17 protein-coding genes are annotated in these 19,814 nt (G+C 57.2%); 6 read left to right on the top strand and 11 right to left on the bottom strand.

Translation table 11 applies throughout. The features are described 5' to 3' along the window. The first annotated feature begins 43 nt into the window (after positions 1-43). Positions 44-313 carry a YdgH/BhsA/McbA-like domain containing protein gene (locus A6013_RS19960; RefSeq protein WP_028014676.1) on the top strand — a complete coding sequence of 90 codons (270 nt, stop codon included), beginning with the start codon at positions 44-46 and terminating at the stop codon, positions 311-313. A 33-nt stretch (positions 314-346) separates the two neighbouring features. Here A6013_RS19960 and feoC read toward each other — a convergent pair whose 3' ends face one another. From feoC to greB, 5 genes are all read right to left on the bottom strand, one after another. Further along, complete coding sequence (gene feoC / locus A6013_RS19955; RefSeq protein ID WP_048960506.1) at positions 347-583, bottom strand: [Fe-S]-dependent transcriptional repressor FeoC; 237 nt, start codon at positions 581-583, stop codon at positions 347-349. Between the two features lie 12 nt (positions 584-595). Beyond that, a complete protein-coding gene (gene feoB, locus A6013_RS19950) occupies positions 596-2,914 on the bottom strand; it encodes a Fe(2+) transporter permease subunit FeoB (protein ID WP_069733636.1) in 2,319 nt (772 codons plus the stop codon). 30 nt (positions 2,915-2,944) lie between these two features. Continuing rightward, positions 2,945-3,172, bottom strand: a complete 228-nt coding sequence (gene feoA / locus A6013_RS19945; RefSeq protein ID WP_006177893.1) for a ferrous iron transporter A — start codon at positions 3,170-3,172, stop codon at positions 2,945-2,947. A 301-nt stretch (positions 3,173-3,473) separates the two neighbouring features. Continuing rightward, the gene (locus tag A6013_RS19940; protein ID WP_059357240.1) at positions 3,474-5,804 is read right to left on the bottom strand and encodes a Tex family protein; all 2,331 of its coding nucleotides are present in this window, start codon (positions 5,802-5,804) and stop codon (positions 3,474-3,476) included. 86 nt (positions 5,805-5,890) lie between these two features. After that, on the bottom strand, positions 5,891-6,364 hold the full coding sequence (gene greB / locus A6013_RS19935; RefSeq protein WP_014885539.1) for a transcription elongation factor GreB: 474 nt from the start codon (positions 6,362-6,364) through the stop codon (positions 5,891-5,893). Between the two features lie 228 nt (positions 6,365-6,592). Here greB and ompR point away from each other — a divergent pair, with 228 nt between their 5' ends. After that, entirely contained in the window at positions 6,593-7,312 is a 720-nt protein-coding gene (gene ompR, locus A6013_RS19930; RefSeq protein WP_001157751.1) for a two-component system response regulator OmpR, read from the top strand. Beyond that, the gene (gene envZ, locus A6013_RS19925) at positions 7,309-8,655 is read left to right on the top strand and encodes a two-component system sensor histidine kinase EnvZ (protein ID WP_028014672.1); all 1,347 of its coding nucleotides are present in this window, start codon (positions 7,309-7,311) and stop codon (positions 8,653-8,655) included. Before ompR ends, envZ begins: the two co-directional genes overlap by 4 nt. A gap of 90 nt (positions 8,656-8,745) precedes the next feature. Here envZ and pckA read toward each other — a convergent pair whose 3' ends face one another. From pckA to A6013_RS19900, 5 genes are all read right to left on the bottom strand, one after another. Beyond that, positions 8,746-10,365 carry a phosphoenolpyruvate carboxykinase (ATP) gene (gene pckA, locus A6013_RS19920; protein WP_041911911.1) on the bottom strand — a complete coding sequence of 540 codons (1,620 nt, stop codon included), beginning with the start codon at positions 10,363-10,365 and terminating at the stop codon, positions 8,746-8,748. A 356-nt stretch (positions 10,366-10,721) separates the two neighbouring features. Next, entirely contained in the window at positions 10,722-11,606 is an 885-nt protein-coding gene (hslO, locus tag A6013_RS19915; RefSeq protein ID WP_161495995.1) for an Hsp33 family molecular chaperone HslO, read from the bottom strand. An 18-nt stretch (positions 11,607-11,624) separates the two neighbouring features. Further along, entirely contained in the window at positions 11,625-12,026 is a 402-nt protein-coding gene (gene hslR, locus A6013_RS19910; protein WP_028014669.1) for a ribosome-associated heat shock protein Hsp15, read from the bottom strand. After that, positions 12,023-12,706 (bottom strand): GMP/IMP nucleotidase, encoded by a 684-nt coding sequence (gene yrfG / locus A6013_RS19905; protein ID WP_069733635.1) that lies wholly within the window; start codon positions 12,704-12,706, stop codon positions 12,023-12,025. The genes hslR and yrfG overlap by 4 nt, the downstream gene beginning before the upstream one ends. A 67-nt stretch (positions 12,707-12,773) precedes the next feature. After that, complete coding sequence (locus A6013_RS19900; RefSeq protein WP_028014667.1) at positions 12,774-14,909, bottom strand: intracellular growth attenuator family protein; 2,136 nt, start codon at positions 14,907-14,909, stop codon at positions 12,774-12,776. A gap of 322 nt (positions 14,910-15,231) precedes the next feature. Between A6013_RS19900 and nudE the strand changes: the two genes are divergently transcribed. Continuing rightward, positions 15,232-15,792, top strand: coding sequence for an ADP compounds hydrolase NudE (gene nudE / locus A6013_RS19895; protein ID WP_028014666.1), 561 nt, complete (start codon positions 15,232-15,234; stop codon positions 15,790-15,792). A 79-nt stretch (positions 15,793-15,871) separates the two neighbouring features. Here nudE and mrcA read toward each other — a convergent pair whose 3' ends face one another. After that, the gene (mrcA, locus tag A6013_RS19890) at positions 15,872-18,424 is read right to left on the bottom strand and encodes a peptidoglycan glycosyltransferase/peptidoglycan DD-transpeptidase MrcA (RefSeq protein WP_028014665.1); all 2,553 of its coding nucleotides are present in this window, start codon (positions 18,422-18,424) and stop codon (positions 15,872-15,874) included. Positions 18,425-18,544: 120 nt separating this feature from the next. On the opposite strand from mrcA, the gene A6013_RS19885 reads away from it, so the two are divergent. Together A6013_RS19885 and A6013_RS19880 are read left to right on the top strand one after the other, a co-directional pair. Beyond that, on the top strand, positions 18,545-19,321 hold the full coding sequence (locus tag A6013_RS19885) for a DNA utilization protein HofM (RefSeq protein WP_069733634.1): 777 nt from the start codon (positions 18,545-18,547) through the stop codon (positions 19,319-19,321). Further along, a complete protein-coding gene (locus tag A6013_RS19880; RefSeq protein ID WP_063944159.1) occupies positions 19,318-19,812 on the top strand; it encodes a PilN domain-containing protein in 495 nt (164 codons plus the stop codon). Before A6013_RS19885 ends, A6013_RS19880 begins: the two co-directional genes overlap by 4 nt. The last annotated feature ends 2 nt before the right edge of the window (positions 19,813-19,814 follow it).

Below are 19,814 nucleotides of genomic sequence, written 5' to 3'. Positions count from 1 at the left end.
TGCCTACGATGATCAAAACAACAATCCTATGGAGAGTCAGGCTATGAAACTTGTTACAGGTATTGTCACTTCTCTGGTTATTGGGTCACTGTCATTTGGCGTTTTTGCGGCAAAAGAGCTGGAAAAAGATAAAGTTGCCGGGATGAATTTGACGAAAATTGGTGAGATTTCTACGTCTGACACCACCGCACCGATGGATGCAAGAAAAGAGCTGTCGAAGAAAGCGGATGAGCTGGGCGGGACATACTTCGTCGTCACCAGCGCAGAAAAACAGACCAAAAACGTACGCGCTACTGCGGACGTCTATAAGTAATACGATAAAACCGGGCAGCAATGCCCGGCTTTATTAGCGCAGTGCCCACCACTCCCTGAGACAGGCCTTTCCTTCCGGACAGCTTTTACAACTGCCGGAGAGGCAACCCTCCGCTTCGTCCTGAATCCGCACGGCTTTACCCATGGCTTCCAGGCGCTCCAGCATGGCATCGATCATCGGCTGCGGGGTATGCAGGCTAAGGCTGAGCTGTTTTGCCTCCATGCGTCCCTGCAATGCCAGTAAGTCACGAACCTGAATCAACGATGCCATCTGTTTTTCCCCTTAGTGACAGTCGCCAGCCGGGCTGTTGCAGCAGGTGGCCGGGGTTTTACGCGTCGCCAGCAGGTTGATATCAACGCGGCTTCGCGCCCGGCGCAGCAGGCCAATCACAATCACGTTAAACAGGATGACCGCCAGGATGCTGACCAGGCTGTAGCGCGGATGCTGGCTGAAGTTAACGGTCTGGTAAAACAGCGTCGCCAGCGAGTAGGCGATATTCAGCCCCCACAGAATGGAGAAGCCCATCCAGCCGCGGCTGGACTCACGGGCAATCGCCCCCATCACCGAGATGCACGGAATATAGAGCAGAACGAAGATCAGGTAGCTGTAGGCTGCGGACGCGCTGCCAAACTTCTCGCCCATCACGCCCATGGCACCGGTCGCCATTTCGCCGTCGCCTTTGCTGGCCTCAATCGGGTTAGCCAGCACGCTCAGGCTGAAGGTGTCTTTCAGGCTCTGCCAGGTCTCCTCTACGGCAGCCAGCAGTTCGTCACCGAGGTGAAACTCCGCCGGGTTAAATTCCTGCTCCTGAATGTTCTCTGCGGTATAGAGCGTGTTCAGGGTCCCGACGACCACCTCTTTCGCCATCGCACCGGTGAACAGGCCCACGGTCGCCTGCCAGTTATCCTCCTGCACGCCAATCGGTTTGAAGACCGGCGTGATGACGCGGCTGACGGAGGCGAGGGCAGAGTCGTTGATGTTATCTGCCGCCTGACCGGTGAGGGTGAAGCTGTTCAGCGCGCTCAGGAAAATACTGACAATAACAATCACCTTACCGGCGCGCAGCACAAAGCCTTTCAGGCGCTGCCAGGTCTGGATCGCCAGGCTTTTCAGGTGCGGGACGTGATAGACCGGAAGCTCCATTACAAACGGTGACGCTTCACCGCGCATGATGGTGTGCTTGAGCATTAAGCCGGTCAGGATCGCCATCACGATGCCCAGCACGTACAGCGAGAAGACCGCCAGCGCGCCCTGCTGGCCAAAGAAGGCTGCCGCGAAGACGGCAAAGATTGCCAGACGCGCGCCGCAGGACATAAACGGCGCCATCATAATGGTCATCAGTCGTTCACGCGGTGCATCCAGGGTGCGCGCGCCCATTACCGACGGCACGTTACAGCCGAAGCCGACGATCAGCGGGACGAACGATTTGCCCGGCAGGCCCAGCGCCTGCATCAGGCGGTCCATCACGAAGGCGGCGCGCGCCATGTAGCCGGAATCTTCGAGGAACGAGAGGAACAGATACATCATGCCGATCTGCGGTACCAGCGGCAGCACGGTGTTGATACCGCCGCCAATCCCCTGGGCAAGGAAGATGGTCAGCCATTCCGGGAAGTGCAGGGTGTAACCTACCCACTGAATACCGTGTACGAAGACCGCGACAGAACCGGCGTCAAAAATCGGCTGCAGCGCGCCACCGATGTTAATCGCGAGCAGGAACATCACGTACATCACCAGCAGGAAGATGGGCAAACCGAGGAAGCGGTTGAGCACAATCTTATCCACCGCCGCCGTAAAGCGGCTGGGCTCTGCGGTAAGGGCGTTGCTGACCACGTCGCAAATTGACGCAATGGCCTGATAACGCGCATCGGCGATGTGCAGCGCCGGATCGTCCAGCTCGTCGCTGAGACGGGCGAGAGCCACGTCCAGCTTATCCGCCACATGTCCGGCATAGGCGCGGCTGTAGATATCCCCTTCCAGCATCTGCAGGCCGAGCCACAGGCGCTGTTTTGCAGGCATGCTGCTGTCCATCTCCTGCGCCAGCAGTTCGGCTTCGCGCAGCAGCGGCTGGGCGTAGTGCACCAGCTCAACGTCGCGGTTTCCCGCGTGGCGGTCAATCGCCAGCTTCAGGGCGTCGATACCGCGAGCGCGGGTCGAGACCAGCGGAACCACCGGACAGCCCAGGCGCGCGGAGAGCGCATCGACGTCGATGCGCAGCTTTTGTTTTTCCGCAATGTCGAGCATGTTGAGCGCCACGATGCAGGGGATCCCCAGCTCCAGCAGCTGTAGCGTCAGGTAAAGGTTTCGCTCGAGGTTCGAAGCGTCGACCACGTTGATCAGCAGATCCGCGTCGCCGCCAAGAATGTAGTGGCAGGCAATTTGCTCATCGAGCGAAGTCTGGGATGAAATCGTGGTTAAGGAGTAGGTGCCGGGAAGGTCAACCAGGGTGACCTGATTGTCCGTTGTCGTGAACTGGCCTTCTTTACGTTCAACCGTTACGCCTGCCCAATTTCCCACGCGCTGGCGCGCGCCGGTTAACTGATTAAATAAGGTTGTCTTGCCGGAATTAGGATTGCCAATTAAGCCAATAGTTAATTTTTTCATTGTATTAGACCCACCGAAACCGCTGGCTTGTTAACGGGATAAAGATTCAACTTCTATTAATGCGAGGTCTTTTTTGCGCAGAACCAGATTTACGCGCCGGGTTTCGATATGAACAGGATCGCCCAACGGCGCCACACGCACGACCTGGAATGATGAGCCGGGCAGCATGCCAAGTGACAGCAGCTTCTGCCGATAGGCCGGGCTAATTTCGCGGGTAAAACCGGTAATTTTCCATGCACTGTCTGGAGTGAATTGCATAATGCCTGATTCCACGAGAGGTTAAATAATCTACACTGCGATGATAATGAGAATAGTTTTTATCAGCAATAATAAAAATGTGACGGGATGTTGTTAATCGTATTAATTTGCGGTCTGATTGACCTTGCTCAATATTTGCAGAATTACCCGGGAAGGAATAAAAAGCGTATTTGTTAATGGAGTGATAAATAGCGGTTTAAATATGGGTGTGCAATCGGTTTCATATATTTCGAGAGGATTTTATTCCCCTCACCCCGGCCCTCTCCCCTTTGGGGAGAGGGTTAGGGTGAGGGGGGGTACCTTAGCGTTTCTTACCCATCGCCGCCGCCAGCGCGTCCATCATCGCGCTGTTGCCCGCAGGCTGCGCGTCACGCCCGCGCGGTTTTGTGGCTTTCGTGGCCGGACGCTGCTGCTCGCGGCCTCCGCCGTTGCCGCCACGGCGCGCGCTGGTGTCGCCCGGCTGCTCATCCAGACGCATGGTCAGGGCGATACGCTTGCGCTGCAGATCCACCTCCAGCACTTTCACCTTCACGATGTCGCCCGCTTTGACCACGGTGTGCGGGTCTTCAACGAACTTGTCGGCAAGGGAAGAGATATGCACCAGACCGTCCTGGTGCACGCCGATATCCACAAACGCGCCGAAGTTGGTGACGTTGGTCACCGCGCCTTCCAGCACCATGCCCGGCAGGAGATCGTTCATGGTCTCGATGCCGTCAGCAAAGGTCGCCGTTTTGAACTCAGGACGCGGATCGCGGCCCGGTTTTTCCAGCTCTTTGATGATATCGGTGACAGTTGGTACACCAAATTTGTCGTCGGTGAAATCAACGGCTTTCAGGTTACGCAGAGCACTGCTGTCGCCCATGAGATCCTTCAGCGCCTGCTGGGTGGCGGCCAGGATGCGTTCCACCACTGGATACGCTTCCGGGTGAACGGTAGAGGCATCCAACGGGTTATCGCCGTGGTTGATGCGCAGGAAGCCCGCGCACTGCTCAAACGCTTTCGGCCCCAGACGGCTCACTTTCAGCAGCTGCTGACGGTTCTGGAACTGGCCGTTCTCATCGCGCCAGGCGACGATGTTCTGTGCCATCATGCGGGTTAAGCCCGCTACACGGGTCAGCAGAGGAACGGAAGCGGTGTTCAGGTCCACGCCGACGGCGTTTACGCAGTCTTCCACGACCGCGTCCAGCTTGCGCGCCAGCTGCGTCTGGCTCACGTCGTGCTGATACTGGCCCACGCCGATGGATTTCGGATCGATCTTCACCAGCTCCGCCAGCGGATCCTGCAGACGACGGGCGATGGAGACCGCGCCGCGCAGGGAAACGTCCAGGTCAGGGAATTCCTGCGCCGCCAGCTCAGAGGCGGAATAGACCGATGCGCCCGCTTCGCTGACGATCACTTTCTGTGCCGTCACTTTCGGGAACTGCTTCTGCACGTCGAGGTAGAAACGCTCGGTTTCGCGTGATGCGGTGCCGTTACCGATGGCAACCAGCTCCACGTTGTACTTCTCGCACAGCGCCGCCACCACGACGGCGGCTTTAGCTGCCTGGCCGGTGTGCGGGTAAATGGTATCGGTGGCGACCAGCTTGCCGGTGCCGTCAACGACCGCCACCTTCACGCCGGTACGCAGGCCCGGATCGAGCCCCATGGTGGCGCGCAGGCCCGCAGGAGCGGCCATCAGCAGGTCATGCAGGTTACGGGCGAAGACGTTGATCGCTTCGTCTTCCGCGCGCTCGCGCACGGTGCCCATCAGCTCGGTTTCCAGGTGCATCAGCACCTTGATGCGCCAGGTCCAGCTCACCACGCCTTTGCGCCAGCTGTCCGCCGGGGCGTTGTTCAGGCGCAGGCCGAGATGGTCGATGATAATCTGCTCGCAGTGGCTCTCTTTCGGCGGCTCGTCAAACTGCGGGTCGGCGTTCAGGGAGAGCTGGAGCACGCCTTCGTTGCGGCCGCGGAACATCGCCAGCGCGCGGTGAGACGGGGTGGTCGAAATCGGTTCGTGGTGATCGAAGTAGTCGCGGAACTTCGCGCCTTCTTCCTCTTTGCCGGTCACCACGGTGGAAACGATATGCGCGTTCTTCCACAGATAATCACGCACTTTGGCCAGCAGGGCGGCGTCTTCTGCGAAGCGCTCCATCAGGATGTAGCGCGCGCCGTCCAGAGCGGCCTTGGTGTCAGCGACACCTTTGTCGGCGTCGACGAATTTCGCCGCTTCGGTTTCCGGGTCGTGAGATGGCTCATTCCACAGCAGCTCTGCCAGCGGCTCAAGGCCCGCCTCAATCGCAATCTGCCCGCGGGTACGGCGCTTCGGTTTGTACGGCAGATAGAGATCTTCGAGTTCGGTTTTGCTCAGGGTGCCGTTAATGGCGCTTTCCAGCTCGCTGGTCAGCTTGCCCTGTTCGCCGATGGATTTGAGGATCGCCTGACGACGTTCTTCCAGCTCGCGCAGATAGCCCAGGCGGGTCTCCAGGTTACGCAGCTGCGTGTCATCCAGACCGCCTGTGACTTCCTTACGATAACGTGCAATAAACGGCACGGTGTTCCCTTCATCAAGCAGGCGAACGGCAGCTTCTACCTGTTCGGCTCTGGCCTGAAGTTCACCCGCAATAATGCGGCAGAGCGAATCTTTCATCATGGCTTAATCATCTTGTGGGTCAAAAATCAGGGGATAGTTATACGGGCTGACACGGCAAAATGCCAGCCGGGGAGGCCGCTCTCGGACTATTTTACGTAGACGATCTCATTGACGTACCAGCTGGCTTCACCGGCTGGGGTCTGAACGACGGCTAAATCGCCCACTTCCTTTTTCAGCAGCGCGCGGGCCATCGGGGAGTCGATAGAAATGTAATCTTTACGACCAAAAATTTCATCGTAACCGACGATGCGAAAACGCAGGGTGTCACCATCGTCGTTTTCAATCTCCACCCACGCGCCGAAGAACACTTTGCCCTCCTGCTGCGGGGAGTAATCGACGATTTTTAGATTCTCAAGACACTTCGTCAGATAGCGTACCCGGCGGTCAATTTCACGCAGCCGCTTCTTGTTGTACTGATAATCAGCATTTTCGCTGCGATCGCCCAGGCTTGCCGCCCAGGTCACCTTTTTGGTTACTTCAGGACGCTCTTCGCGCCACAGGTAATCCATCTCTTTTTTGAGCTTTTCGTACCCTTCGCGGGTGATCAGGGGCGTTTTCATGGTGCTGCCTTTGCTGCCGGTTCTCTGTTTTGCGCACAATACGTACCACACAGTGTAACAGACAGGATTAATAATGATTTATGTGATGAAATGAACAGATAAGCTGCTGTTAAATATGCTTTGTAACAATTTCGACTAGAATTTATACCAGAATTAACTGGTCGAATACGTGCACTTTTTTAGAATACGCTGTTACAAAGACTATCCGAACCTTTGGGAGTACACACAATGCAAGAAAACTACAAAATTCTGGTCGTGGATGACGACATGCGCCTGCGCGCGCTGCTTGAGCGTTATCTGACCGAGCAGGGCTTCCAGGTTCGTAGCGTCGCGAACGCTGAGCAGATGGACCGTCTGCTGACCCGCGAATCTTTCCATCTGATGGTTCTCGACCTGATGCTGCCGGGTGAAGACGGGCTTTCTATTTGCCGCCGTCTGCGCAGCCAGAGCAACCCGATGCCGATCATCATGGTGACGGCGAAGGGCGAAGAAGTTGACCGTATCGTGGGCCTCGAAATCGGCGCCGACGACTACATTCCAAAACCGTTTAACCCGCGTGAACTGCTGGCGCGCATTCGCGCCGTGCTGCGCCGTCAGGCGAACGAACTGCCGGGCGCGCCGTCCCAGGAAGAAGCCGTCATTGCCTTCGGCAAGTTCAAGCTGAACCTCGGCACGCGCGAGATGTTCCGTGAAGATGAGCCAATGCCGCTCACCAGCGGCGAGTTTGCCGTACTGAAAGCGCTGGTCAGCCATCCGCGCGAGCCGCTTTCCCGCGACAAGCTGATGAACCTGGCGCGCGGTCGCGAATACTCCGCAATGGAACGCTCCATCGACGTGCAGATCTCCCGCCTGCGCCGCATGGTGGAAGAAGATCCGGCGCATCCTCGTTATATTCAGACCGTATGGGGTCTGGGCTACGTGTTCGTTCCGGACGGCTCTAAAGCATGAGGCGAATGCGCTTCTCGCCGCGAAGCTCGTTTGCCCGCACCCTCTTACTGATCGTCACCCTGCTGTTCGTCAGCCTGGTGACGACCTACCTGGTGGTGTTGAACTTTGCGATTCTGCCGAGCCTCCAGCAGTTTAATAAGGTCCTGGCCTACGAAGTGCGTATGCTGATGACCGATAAGCTGCAGCTGGAGGACGGCACGCAGCTGGTTGTTCCCCCGGCATTTCGCCGTGAAATCTACCGTGAACTGGGCATTTCGCTTTACTCCAATGAAGCGGCGGAAGATGCTGGCCTGCGCTGGGCGCAGCACTATGAATTCCTCAGCCAGCAGATGGCGCAGCAGCTGGGTGGCCCGACGGAAGTGCGCGTTGAGGTCAACAAAAGCTCGCCCGTCGTCTGGCTGAAAACCTGGCTGTCACCCAACATCTGGGTGCGCGTTCCGCTGACTGAAATCCATCAGGGCGATTTCTCGCCGCTGTTCCGCTACACCCTTGCCATTATGCTGCTGGCGATAGGCGGCGCGTGGCTGTTTATCCGTATCCAGAACCGACCGCTGGTCGACCTGGAGCACGCGGCGCTGCAGGTCGGTAAAGGCATTATTCCTCCTCCACTGCGTGAATATGGTGCCTCTGAAGTGCGTTCAGTAACGCGCGCGTTTAACCACATGGCGGCAGGCGTTAAGCAGCTGGCGGATGACCGTACGCTGCTGATGGCCGGCGTCAGTCATGACCTGCGCACCCCGCTAACGCGTATTCGTCTGGCGACGGAGATGATGGGTGAAGAGGACGGTTATCTCGCCGAGTCTATTAACAAGGACATCGAAGAGTGTAACGCCATCATCGAGCAGTTCATCGACTACCTGCGCACCGGTCAGGAGATGCCGATGGAAATGGCCGATCTGAACGCGGTGCTGGGCGAAGTGGTGGCCGCAGAAAGTGGTTATGAGCGTGAAATTGATACTGACCTTCAGGACGGTGAAATTCAGGTTCGTATGCACCCGCTTTCCATTAAGCGTGCGGTGGCCAATATGGTGGTTAACGCGGCGCGCTACGGTAACGGCTGGATTAAGGTTAGCAGCGGGTCTGAACTCAACCGCGCCTGGTTCCAGGTGGAAGACGACGGCCCGGGCATTAAGCCCGAGCAGCGTAAGCATCTGTTCCAGCCATTTGTGCGCGGCGATAGCGCGCGCAGCACCAGCGGTACGGGCTTAGGCCTGGCGATTGTGCAGCGTATTGTGGATAACCATAACGGATTGCTGGAGATTGGTACCAGCGAGCGGGGCGGGTTGAGCATTCGCGCCTGGTTGCCGGTGCCGGTGACGCGGGGGCAGGTGAAAGAGGGATAGTGCGGTCTGATGCCCTCACCCCGACCCTCTCCCACGGGGAGAGGGAGAAAACATTAAAAAAGGCAACTTTCGTTGCCTTTTTGCTTTTACCTACAGCTTCGGACCCGCACTCACCAGCGCAGCACCCGCCGGGGTATCGGTGTACTTCTCGAAGTTCTCGATAAACAGCTTCGCCAGCGATTCCGCCTTCTCGCGCCACTGTTCCGGCGATCCGTAGGTATTGCGCGGGTCGAGGATACGCGTGTCCACACCCGGCAGTTCCGTCGGAATGGCCAGATCGAACATCGGCAGCGTGAAGGTTTCGGCGTTATCCAGAGAACCATCCAGAATGGCGTCGATAATGGCGCGGGTATCTTTGATGGAGATACGCTTGCCGGTACCGTTCCAGCCGGTATTCACCAGGTAGGCCTGCGCGCCGGATGCCTGCATGCGTTTCACCAGCACCTCAGCGTATTGCGTCGGGTGCAGCGACAGGAATGCCGCGCCGAAGCAGGCGGAGAAGGTTGGGGTTGGCTCCGTGACGCCACGCTCGGTACCCGCCAGCTTGGCGGTAAAGCCAGAGAGGAAGTGGTACTGCGTCTGGCTGGCGGTCAGGCGGGAAACCGGTGGCAGCACGCCGAACGCATCCGCCGTCAGGAAAATCACCTTCGTGGCATGGCCCGCTTTTGACACCGGCTTCACGATGTTGTCGATGTGGTAGATCGGGTAAGAGACGCGGGTGTTTTCCGTTTTCGACGCATCGTCAAAGTCGATGGAGCCGTCGGCACGCACGGTGACGTTCTCCAGCAGCGCATCGCGACGGATAGCGTGGAAGATATCCGGCTCGGCCTCTTCAGACAGGCGAATGGTCTTCGCGTAGCAACCGCCTTCGAAGTTAAACACCCCGTCATCGTCCCAGCCGTGTTCGTCATCGCCAATCAGACGGCGTTTTGGATCGGTGGAGAGCGTGGTTTTCCCGGTGCCGGAAAGACCGAAGAACACCGCTACGTCGCCTTTCTCGCCGACGTTCGCCGAGCAGTGCATAGAGGCAATACCGCGCAGCGGCAGCAGGTAGTTCATAACCGAGAACATCCCTTTCTTCATTTCGCCGCCATACCAGGTACCGCCGATCAGCTGAATACGTTCGGTCAAATTGAAGGCAATGAAGTTTTCGGAGTTCAGACCCTGCTCTTTCCACTGTGGGTTAGTGCATTTCGCACCGTTCATCACGATGAAGTCAGGTGTGAAGTCCTGCAGCTCTTCGTCGGTCGGACGAATAAACATATTCTTAACGAAATGCGCCTGCCAGGCCACTTCGGTAATGAAACGCACGGAAAGGCGGGTGTCGGCGTTAGCGCCGCAGAAAGCGTCGACAATGAACAGACGCTTACCGGAAAGTTGATGGGTGACGAGCCCTTTCAGATGCTGCCAGGTTTCCGGGGAGAGCGGTTTGTTGTCGTTCTTCCCTTTGCCCTTGTCAGCCCACCACAGCGTATCGCGGGTAGTTTCGTCTCGGACGATATACTTATCTTTCGGCGAACGACCGGTAAAGATACCGGTATCGACGGCGATAGCACCAAGGTTCGTCAACACACCGCGCTCGTATCCTTCCAGTGCTGGATTGAGCTCTTCCTGATACAGCGTATCGTAATCGGGGTTGTAGACGATTTCCTGGACGTCGTGAATACCATAAGCCTTGAGATCTTGCGGGGTTAAACCAGTAACACGCATATCACTGCTCCTTAGCCAATATGTACTGCCTGAAATTGTAGGGTTTTTCTGGGGATGTTAACCGCGACGGGGCTCATAGATTTGTGCATCTGGATAAAACCCTTACTAACGGAAAACGCTGCGACTCCAGTCACAGTGCAGGCGGATTATCGCAGGAATCGCTTTTTGGTTGGGGAAAATGTTCCGAAAAGGTTAAGAGGTGGTGATTTTATCGGAGAGAATGTGAATGTAATCGCATACATGTAAGAAAATTACGTAAGAGTTACATAGGGAAAACGATTCAGCTTTTGGGGGATTTTTGCCCCTCACCCTAACCCTCTCCGCAAAGGGGAAAGGGCAGGGTGAGGGGTAGCGTATTAATGAACCTGCGGATCTGCCGGAGAGGCATTATTGCGGATTTCAGCGATATCCATTGAATTGAACACGTAGTGCGTACCGCAGTAGTCACAGTGCATATCAATTTCGCCGTCTTCAGCCATGATGCTGTCGATCTCTTCATCCGGCAGAGTTTTCAGTGCGCCAGCGCAACGCTCGCGCGAGCAGGTGCACTTAAACTCCACGGACTGCGGATCGTACACGGTCACTTCTTCTTCGTGGTACAGACGCCACAGCACGTCGGTCGCCGACAGGTTGAACAGTTCTTCCGCCTTGATGGTTTCGGTCAGCGTCGCCAGATGCTCAAAGTCATTGGTCTGCGCGTCCTGCGCTGGCAGAACCTGCAGCAGCATGCCGCCCGCAGCAGGCTGGCCGTCCACTTCACCGGTACGGATGAACAGACGCGTCGGCAGCTGTTCGGAGCGCATGAAGTAATCTTCCAGGCAGGCTGCCAGGGTATCGCCTTCCAGACCGACCACGCCCTGATAGCGTTCACCTTCCTCCGGGGAGATGGTGATCACCAGGTAGCCATTGCCCACCAGCGTTTTGAGATCAGCATTTTCAGGAACGTCGCCCTGAACGCGCGCTACGCCGCGCATCTGCTGCTGGTTATTGCCGTTGATCACCGCCAGCGTCATCGGGCCGTCACCCTGCAGCTGCACGGTGATATCACCGGCAAACTTCAGCGTTGCGGTCAGCAGGCTGGTGGCAACCAGCAGTTCGCCCAACAGGGTCTTCACCGGCAGCGGGTAGTTGTGGTTTTCCAGAATCTGTTTCCAGGTTTCGGATACGGTGACCAGCTCGCCGCGCACGGCGAATTGTTCAAACAGATAGCGGTGTAATTGGTCGTGTTGGGCCATTTTCATCTCTCGTGCGGGTGAGGGTTACTCGCTCTCACCGTGTTTAAATTTCATCAGATCGCGGCGCTCTTTTTTATCCGGTCGCCGGTCCGGGTGGGGCATGGTCAGCGCATTCATTTTGCGCGCCAGCGCGGTCTTCTCGCGCTTTTCAACGCTTTCAGCCGTCTCTTCGTAAAGCAGTACGGCTTCCGATGCGGGCCGCCGCTGTTCGGTAATGGCTTTAATCACAACCGTACGTTCGTCGTTGCCCTGGCGCAGCGTTAAGGTGGCGTTCAGCTCAACCAGCTTGCTCGGCTTGCTGCGCTGGCCGTTGTAATGCACTTTACCGCCGTCAACCATTTCACGGGCAAGGGCGCGCGTTTTATAAAAACGGGCTGCCCACAGCCATTTATCCAGTCTTACCCCATCTGAGGGCTTTTCTTTCATGGCGTCTCCTTCACGGTCAGTGAGGGGATCATCTGGCGGTAGTCGTTCAGTCCCGGATGGCGCAGATAGCTTTTTTCAGCCAGACCAGAGTCAGGATTAGTGACACCCAGACAGTAGCGAATGCCAAACGTTGCCGCAGAATCCAGAATAGGCTCGCTGTCGTCAATGAACAGCGTGCGCTCCGGCTGCAGGCCGGTCTCTTCCTTCACCGCATGCCACAACCGCTGATCCTCTTTCGGATAACCAAATGTGTGGGTGGAAAGTAATAAATCAAGGTGCGACGCCAGTCCCGTATGCTCCAGCTTCACGGCCAGGTTATGTGGATGCGCGTTAGTCAGCAAAATACGGCGCTTGCCGCTTGCTTTCAGCGCGTCCAGGAAGGGAACCGTATCTTCGCGCAGCACGGCGCGTGGTCCCTGGGCAGTGGTCATGGCACAAATATCCAAACCGAGGCGCTCGCTCCAGTAGTCCAGACAGTACCAGTTTAGCGTATGTTGCACTGCGCTATATTGCGAACGAATGAACGCCTGCGCTTCTTCCGGGGAGATACCCTGCTGCTCACCATAGGTTTCCGGCACCAGCTTTTGCCAGAAATAGTTATCAAAGGCGAGATCGAGCAGCGTGCCGTCCATATCCAGCAGAACGGTGTCGACCTGCTGCCAGTCGATATCAAGATGCATAGGGGGGAACTCCAGCCAGAAGAAACGTGCGCGACAGGGTAGCACATCTTGCCGCGCAACGACGTTATCAGATCAGGCTCTCAGAAGAGGGGATCAGCTTAGGATTGAGGCAATTTTCGTAATATTGCTGGATCTCCGCCAGACGCGTGCGGGAGCGCTGGTAGCGGCGCAGGGCCATAAAACCGTTCCAGAAAATGGCGATCAGCATGGCGATCATCAGCAGAGAGGTGCCAATGTAACGCCACAATCCTGCGCTGTCCGGCATCCGGTGCAGGCCGATATGGCGCGTGCCGTTGGCGTCGGTGTAGATGCTTGTAACAATCCCTTCGGCACTGAACGGCGTTTGCATCAGCATCTGCGCCAGACGCTGGAACTGGCTCCACTGCTCCTGGGCCGGGTAGTCATAAAGCGCTACCTGCGGGTAAGGCTGATCGACCAGGTCGCTGCCTTCATCGCTGGCAATCACAAAGCCGCCCGGTGCCGGACTGTTGAGCGCCTGAGCCGCCCGGGTGGTTTCGCGCATCATAAACGGCGATGTCGAGGTGGCGACCAGGTTATCAAGCGATTCCGCGCTGACCGGACGCAGCAGCACGTTGACGCCATCCAGTCGTCCCGCCTCGGCGCGTTTCACCAGCGAGTCCCAGTCTTTACTGTTCCCGAGGTTAACCAGCGCGTTCTTGAGGCGTATGCACTCATCCTGCGAGGAGCATAAGTCCTGGGTTTTCAGGACAATGTCGCCAAAATCATCCAGCAGAATCATGCCTGATTTCTGGATGGCGGAACGCAGCGCGGGGCTGACGCGTGAATCATCGTCCGGTTTCGGGTGCAGCTGGCGGTTGACCGTCTGGGTCAGCGCCGTGGCTTTATTCACCACTTCGGATTCCGGCAGCGGCAGCGGCGGGGCGTCGTTCCAGATAATTTGCGAACAGTCGAACGGCGTGAACGGTGAATTCTGGCGCGTGTTCCACGCCCCCGGGGTATGGATATTACACATTCCGGTGCCTTTCAGGCGCAGCGTATCGCCCACCCGTACACCCGCTTCATCGAGCTGGTTGACGCTGGTCGCCTCGATGGTCTGCGCGCCTTTGATCCACGACAGGGTAAATTTGATGGGCATATCCAGCGGCACGAAAAGCAGCAGCATGATAAACACCAGCCCGGCGCCGGCGGCGATGACCGTGCTGCGGAGCCAGTGCTGAAGCGGGAAATTTTTCACTTCATCATGCAGAGACAGGAAGCGCCCCTGTCGCACAACGTGGCGGTCAAGATAGATATCAATATCGGTTTTCTGCCCTAAATCCTGCGCAATCCACGGTTGCCAGTGGCGCGGGTAGATCAGGTCGATAATCCCGAGTGAGATATTGTTGAGATGCTCCTGATCGTTCTCACCGAACAGGCCCCAGCGCTTTGGCGTGCCGCGCAGGCAGTGGATCTCCCGCAGCGAGGTTTTGGCCGGTGGGGCAAAGAGCCCCCACAGCCCGGCCGCAAGAAGCAACACCGCGCCACCCGCCAGCCATGGGACAAAGACGTCCGGCGTGAGCAGGCAGACAAAAAAGAGCAGGAAAGCGGCAACGATCAGGATGGCTTCACGAATACCGTCCGGACGGCTCAGGGCGTACTCTTCATGCGTCTCCTGACGAATATTCAGCAGCTCAATCTGCTCGGTCTCTTCACCACGAATAGAGGCCTGCGTTGAACTCGCGCGTTCCAGCGCAAAGCGCGGGGCTTCATGAAGATAGTCATTCAGGGTATGGCCGTTGAGCGAGATTACCAGCGGCAGCGAATCGGTGTGAATCAGCTCAACGCTGTTTTCGTCGTTAATGTACTGCTCCCAGGACGGAGGCAGATGCACCTCAACCGAATCCAGGTAGTAGCGCCACTTGTTGGGGTCGTCAGTCGTAATGCCGTAGCGCGTGATGGAGCGCGTCACGCAGAGCACGGTGTCACTTTGCGCGTTAAGCTTAAGCGCGACAGGTGCAGTCGTGGCTCCCGTCGGCCCAGGCGTTAACTGAGAACGGTTCAGCGTTTCGAGATAGTTTTCAACTGCATCGCGCTCGTCTTGCGTGAGTTTACGCGTTGTCGCACCCGCGAAGGCATTTAAAAAGGGCAGCCGGTAACGGCGCTGTATGCGTCGCCTGTACAGCCACCCTGCAATCAATGCGCTGACCAGCATAGCAGCGAGAACAATCAAAATGGTGCTCATGCTTTCCCCATCTTACTTATCTTACAGGTGTAGTCAGTAGCACCTTTACATTGAATGAGAGTCTGTGGCTGGCTATCGGCAAGTATGGAGTCGAACTTGAGCATTCTAAAGCGCATCCCAGTGACCGGTGATGATAGCAAAGCCTGTCATGGCGCGATATCAGCAAATTCCTGGAAACATTTCAACCTCTTGACATTTGTTTTGAATTGAGGATTGATCCCTGCTGCGTTGCATAAATGTAAATAAAGAACAATTGACATTGCCGAAACCGTGCGGCATATCGCACAATAACGCCAGTTCACACTGCTAAGACCCCATCAAGATGAGCAAACCACTACAAAAACCCACCATTCTGCACGTTGAAACTGTCGCCAAATCGCGCCTGTTTAACGTCGAGAGTGTGGATCTGGAGTTCAGCAACGGTGTGCGTCGTGTTTATGAGCGTATGCGCCCCTCTTCGCGCGAAGCGGTGATGATTGTCCCTATCGTCGACGATCATCTGATTTTGATCCGCGAATACGCCGTGGGGACGGAATCTTACGAGCTTGGGTTCTCGAAAGGGCTCATCGATCCGGGTGAAACGGTCTTTGAAGCAGCAAACCGCGAGCTGAAAGAAGAGGTGGGTTTTGGCGCGAACGAACTGTCGTTCCTGAAAAAGCTGAGCATGGCGCCGTCCTATTTTTCCAGCAAAATGAACATTGTGGTGGCTGAAGATCTCTATCCTGAATCGCTGGAGGGAGATGAACCAGAGCCGCTGCCGCAGGTTCGCTGGCCGCTGGCGCATCTGATGGATCTGCTTGAAGACCCTGACTTTAACGAGGCTCGCAACGTGAGCGCACTGTTCCTGGTTCGCGAGTGGCTGAAAGGGCAAGGGCGGCTGTAGGCCATAAAAAAGCCGGGTGGCGGCTTCGCCTTACCCGGCCTGCAATTCTTTGCCCGGTTTTTACCGGGCATTTTTATGCTTAAAACAGCTCGTGCGTCTCGCCGTTATCAATAATCTCTGTTCCCACCTCATGCACCGCCTGTGTGGTTGGCTGCGTACCTTCGATGAAATACTCGGCACGGCTATTACCGCCGTTAGCGAGCTGGCCGGTGCTGCGGTCAATATTGACCGTCACCACGCCCGGTGGCGGCGTCAGCGGCTGCTCCGGCACGCCTTCAAGAACGGATTTCATGTAGGCATCCCAGGCCGGCTGCGCGCTTTTGGCGCCGCCTTCGTAGCCGGAAATCTGATCTTTAATCGCGCCGGATGCCGTGGTACGGCCTAAATCACGGCGATGATCGTCGAAACCGATCCAGACTGACGTCACCACGCCCGGCCCATAACCGGAGAACCACGCATCCTTCGAGCTGTTAGTTGTCCCGGTTTTACCGCCGATATCATGGCGCTGCAGATCGCGCCCTGCTCGCCAGCCGGTACCCTGCCAGCCGGGTTCACCGAAGATGTTGGTGTTCAGCGCGCTCTTGATCAGGAACGCCAGCGGCGTGTTGATCACATGCGGGGCGTACTCCTGCGCGCCGGTCTGCGCCACCAGCGACTGGTTAGCCTGCTCCAGCTGCGGCTGCGGCAAGACGATATTTGGCTGCTCCTGAGAAACGGCAGGGTCTTCCATGTCCTTGTTTTCGAGCACCTCGGATTTCGGCGTATTGCCGTAAATGACCGGAATATCACATTCAGGGCAGGCAATTTTCGGCTTCGCTTCAAACAGCACGCCGCCCTGGTCGTTCTCGATTTTGCTGATGAAGTACGGGTCAACCAGGAAGCCGCCGTTGGCCATCACCGAGTATCCGCGGGCGACCTGAAGCGGCGTAAAGGAGGCTGAACCCAGCGCCAGCGACTCGGTGCGAACGATGTTCTGCGCCGGGAAGCCGAAGCGCTGCAGGTACTCTGCCGCATAGTCGACGCCCATCGCGCGCATGGCACGCACCATCACCACGTTTTTCGACTGCCCCAGACCCTGGCGAAGACGAATAGGACCGGCATACTCCGCAGGAGAGTTCTTCGGCTGCCAGTCGGAACCGGCACCGGCATCCCAGCGGGAGATCGGCACGTCGTTTAGGATGCTGGCAAGGGTCAGTCCCTTATCCATCGCTGCCGTGTAGAGGAACGGCTTGATGTTGGAACCCACCTGACGCAGCGCCTGCGTGGCGCGGTTAAATTTGCTCTGGTTGAAATCGAACCCGCCGACCAGCGCCATTACCGCCCCGTTCTGTGGGTTGATGGAGACCAGAGCCGAGTTCACATCCGGTACCTGCGCCAGCCACCAGGCATCGCCTGACTTGCGCACCCAAATCTGCTGCCCGGCCTGTACCACGTCGGTCACCTTGCGCGGCGTTGGCCCCTGCAGGGTGTCCGAACGGTATGGACGCGCCCAGCGAATACCGTCCATGCGCAGGGAGACAGACGTGCCGTCCGCCAGCGTCGCAACGGCTTCCTGAGGATCGGCCTGCGTCACTACGGCTGGAAGGAGCGGACCATAGGTTGGCAGCGCTTTCAGCGTGCTGGTGATTTTTTTGCTGTCCCATGCGCTTTCGCCCACTTTCCAGAGCACGTTCGACGGTCCGCGATAGCCGTGACGCATATCGTAGTCCATCACGTTATTGCGCACCGCGTCCTGAGCCGCCTGCTGCACTTTACGGGTAACGGTGGTGTACACGCGATAGCCATCTTCATAGGCCTTGTCGCCATAACGACTCACCATCTCCTGGCGCACCATTTCGGTCAGATAAGGGGCAGAGAAGGCGATCTCAGGGGCGTGATAATTGGCGTCAATGACGTCGTTACGCGCCTGGTCGTACTCGCTCTGGCTGATATAGCCTTCGCTCAGCATACGTGACAGGACGACATTACGACGTGAGGTAGCGCGATCGAGCGAGTAAAGCGGGTTAAACGTGGACGGCGCTTTTGGCAGACCGGCAATGGTTGCCATTTCGCTTAGGGTGAGCTGTTCAACAGGCTTACCGAAGTACACCTGCGCGGCTGCCCCCACGCCATAGGCACGGTAGCCCAGATAGATTTTATTGAGGTACAGCTCAAGGATCTCGTCCTTGTTCAGCAGCTGCTCAATACGGATCGCCAGGAACACCTCTTTGATCTTACGCGTCAGCGTCTTTTCAGGGCTGAGGAAGAAGTTTCGCGCCAGCTGTTGCGTAATGGTGCTCGCCCCCTGGGAGGCGTGACCGGAGAACAACGCAATGCTTGCGGCACGGAAAATCCCGACCGGATCGACACCGTGGTGCTCGTAGAAACGGCTGTCCTCCGTGGCGATAAAAGCTTTCACCATCACGGGGGGAATTTGGTTTAAGGTCAGCGGGATACGACGCTTCTCGCCATACTGCGCCATCAGCTCGCCATCGGCGCTATAGACCTGCATTGGGATCTGGAGACGCACATCGCGGAGCGTGGCGACATCAGGTAGCTGTGGCTCAATATATTTGTACAAACCGTAAATCGAGCCTGCTCCCAGCAGAATGCAACAGACTGCAAGGATGAATAAATACTTTACGAACTTCACCGGAGATTTCCCATTTGGTTTCACTTGGGCAGTTTCTAAACAATCGCGCGGTAGTATAAAGGCAAGCCTGATTCATTGATATAGCCGTCAAGGCGACGGGCGATAAGGAGATCGTGAAGCATGGCTTTCAAAACATGGCAAACGGGCGTTCATATTCAACAGGATAAGGTCCTGATTACGGCACTGGTCCGGGAGAGAGGCGGCTGGTGCTTACGCCGCTGGTGGGCCATTTCTCTGGCCGAAGGCATCATTCGTGACGGCAAAATTTGTCAGCCAGAAGCGCTGGCCGATGCCTTACGCGACTGGCGAAAAGCGCTCCCGCACTACCACCGGGTATTTCTCTCCTTTCCTGCTGCACGGACTCTGCAAAAAACGTTGCCCCGACCGGCTCTTGCATTGCGCGACAGCGAGCAGCTCTCGTGGATGGGGGCGGCGCTTTCGCGCGAACTGGAGATGTCGACAGAGTCCCTCTGTTTCGACTACACCCAGGACACCTTCAGCAATACGTTTCACGTGACTGCTGCACAAAACAAAGAGATTGAAACGCTTCTTGATCTGGCGAAAACGCTACGTTTGCGGCTGGCGACCATCACCCCGGATGCCAGCGCGCTGACGAACCTGCTGCCTGCGTTAGCGCCGACGCAGTGCGTCGCCTGGCGGGATGCGCATCACTGGCTGTGGGCTATGCGCCATCAGTGGGGGCGTCGTTATACCACTGAAGCAGAAAACGTCACTGAGCTGGCGGCGCTGCTGGCCCTTAACCAGAATGACATCGCGTTCTTTGATGCCGAACGAACCCCATGGGAAACGCTGCAGCGCTGGCATGCGCCTCTTCCCGAATGCGGGGCTGACTATACCGTCGCGCTGGCGCTGGCCATGAGCGAGGTGCCTGAATGAACGTGACCAACTTCCTGCCCTGGCGTCAGCAGCGGCGCGCGCGATGCCTGCGTTTCTGGGGCGGCGTATTTGTCGGCGCATTGCTGCTCATGCTGGTGACCGTTTTTAGCGTAAGGATGAATCATCTGGTAACGCTGCGCGCGCTGCAGGCTCAACTGGCGGGCACGCAGTCCGTGCAGCGTGGTCTTGTGTCTCGCCAGCGACCCACCGCAGAGGTGCAGAACCCTGCGGGCACGCCGCAGCACCGCGCATGGCAACCGGTGCTGGAGTCACTTTCTGAGGCCATGCCTGCGCAGGTATGGCTGACAGAGCTGCGTTATCAGCCTCCTGCTCTGATGTTGATCGGCTATGCCACTACCCTGCAGGCGCTTTCTGCCTTGCGTAATGGGCTGGAGCACATAGACGGCTTTACGCCCGGTTCTGAGGGGGAACTCCGGCAGGATAGCCAGGGGCGCTGGATGTTCACTCTGCACCTGAAAAGCGAGGGGTAATG

It is taken from the genome of Enterobacter sp. IF2SW-B1 (assembly GCF_001743375.1).
In the GTDB taxonomy this organism is placed as follows: domain Bacteria; phylum Pseudomonadota; class Gammaproteobacteria; order Enterobacterales; family Enterobacteriaceae; genus Enterobacter; species Enterobacter bugandensis.
Note: the sequence above shows the minus strand (reverse complement) of the source record. Positions and strands in the feature narration are given on the sequence as shown.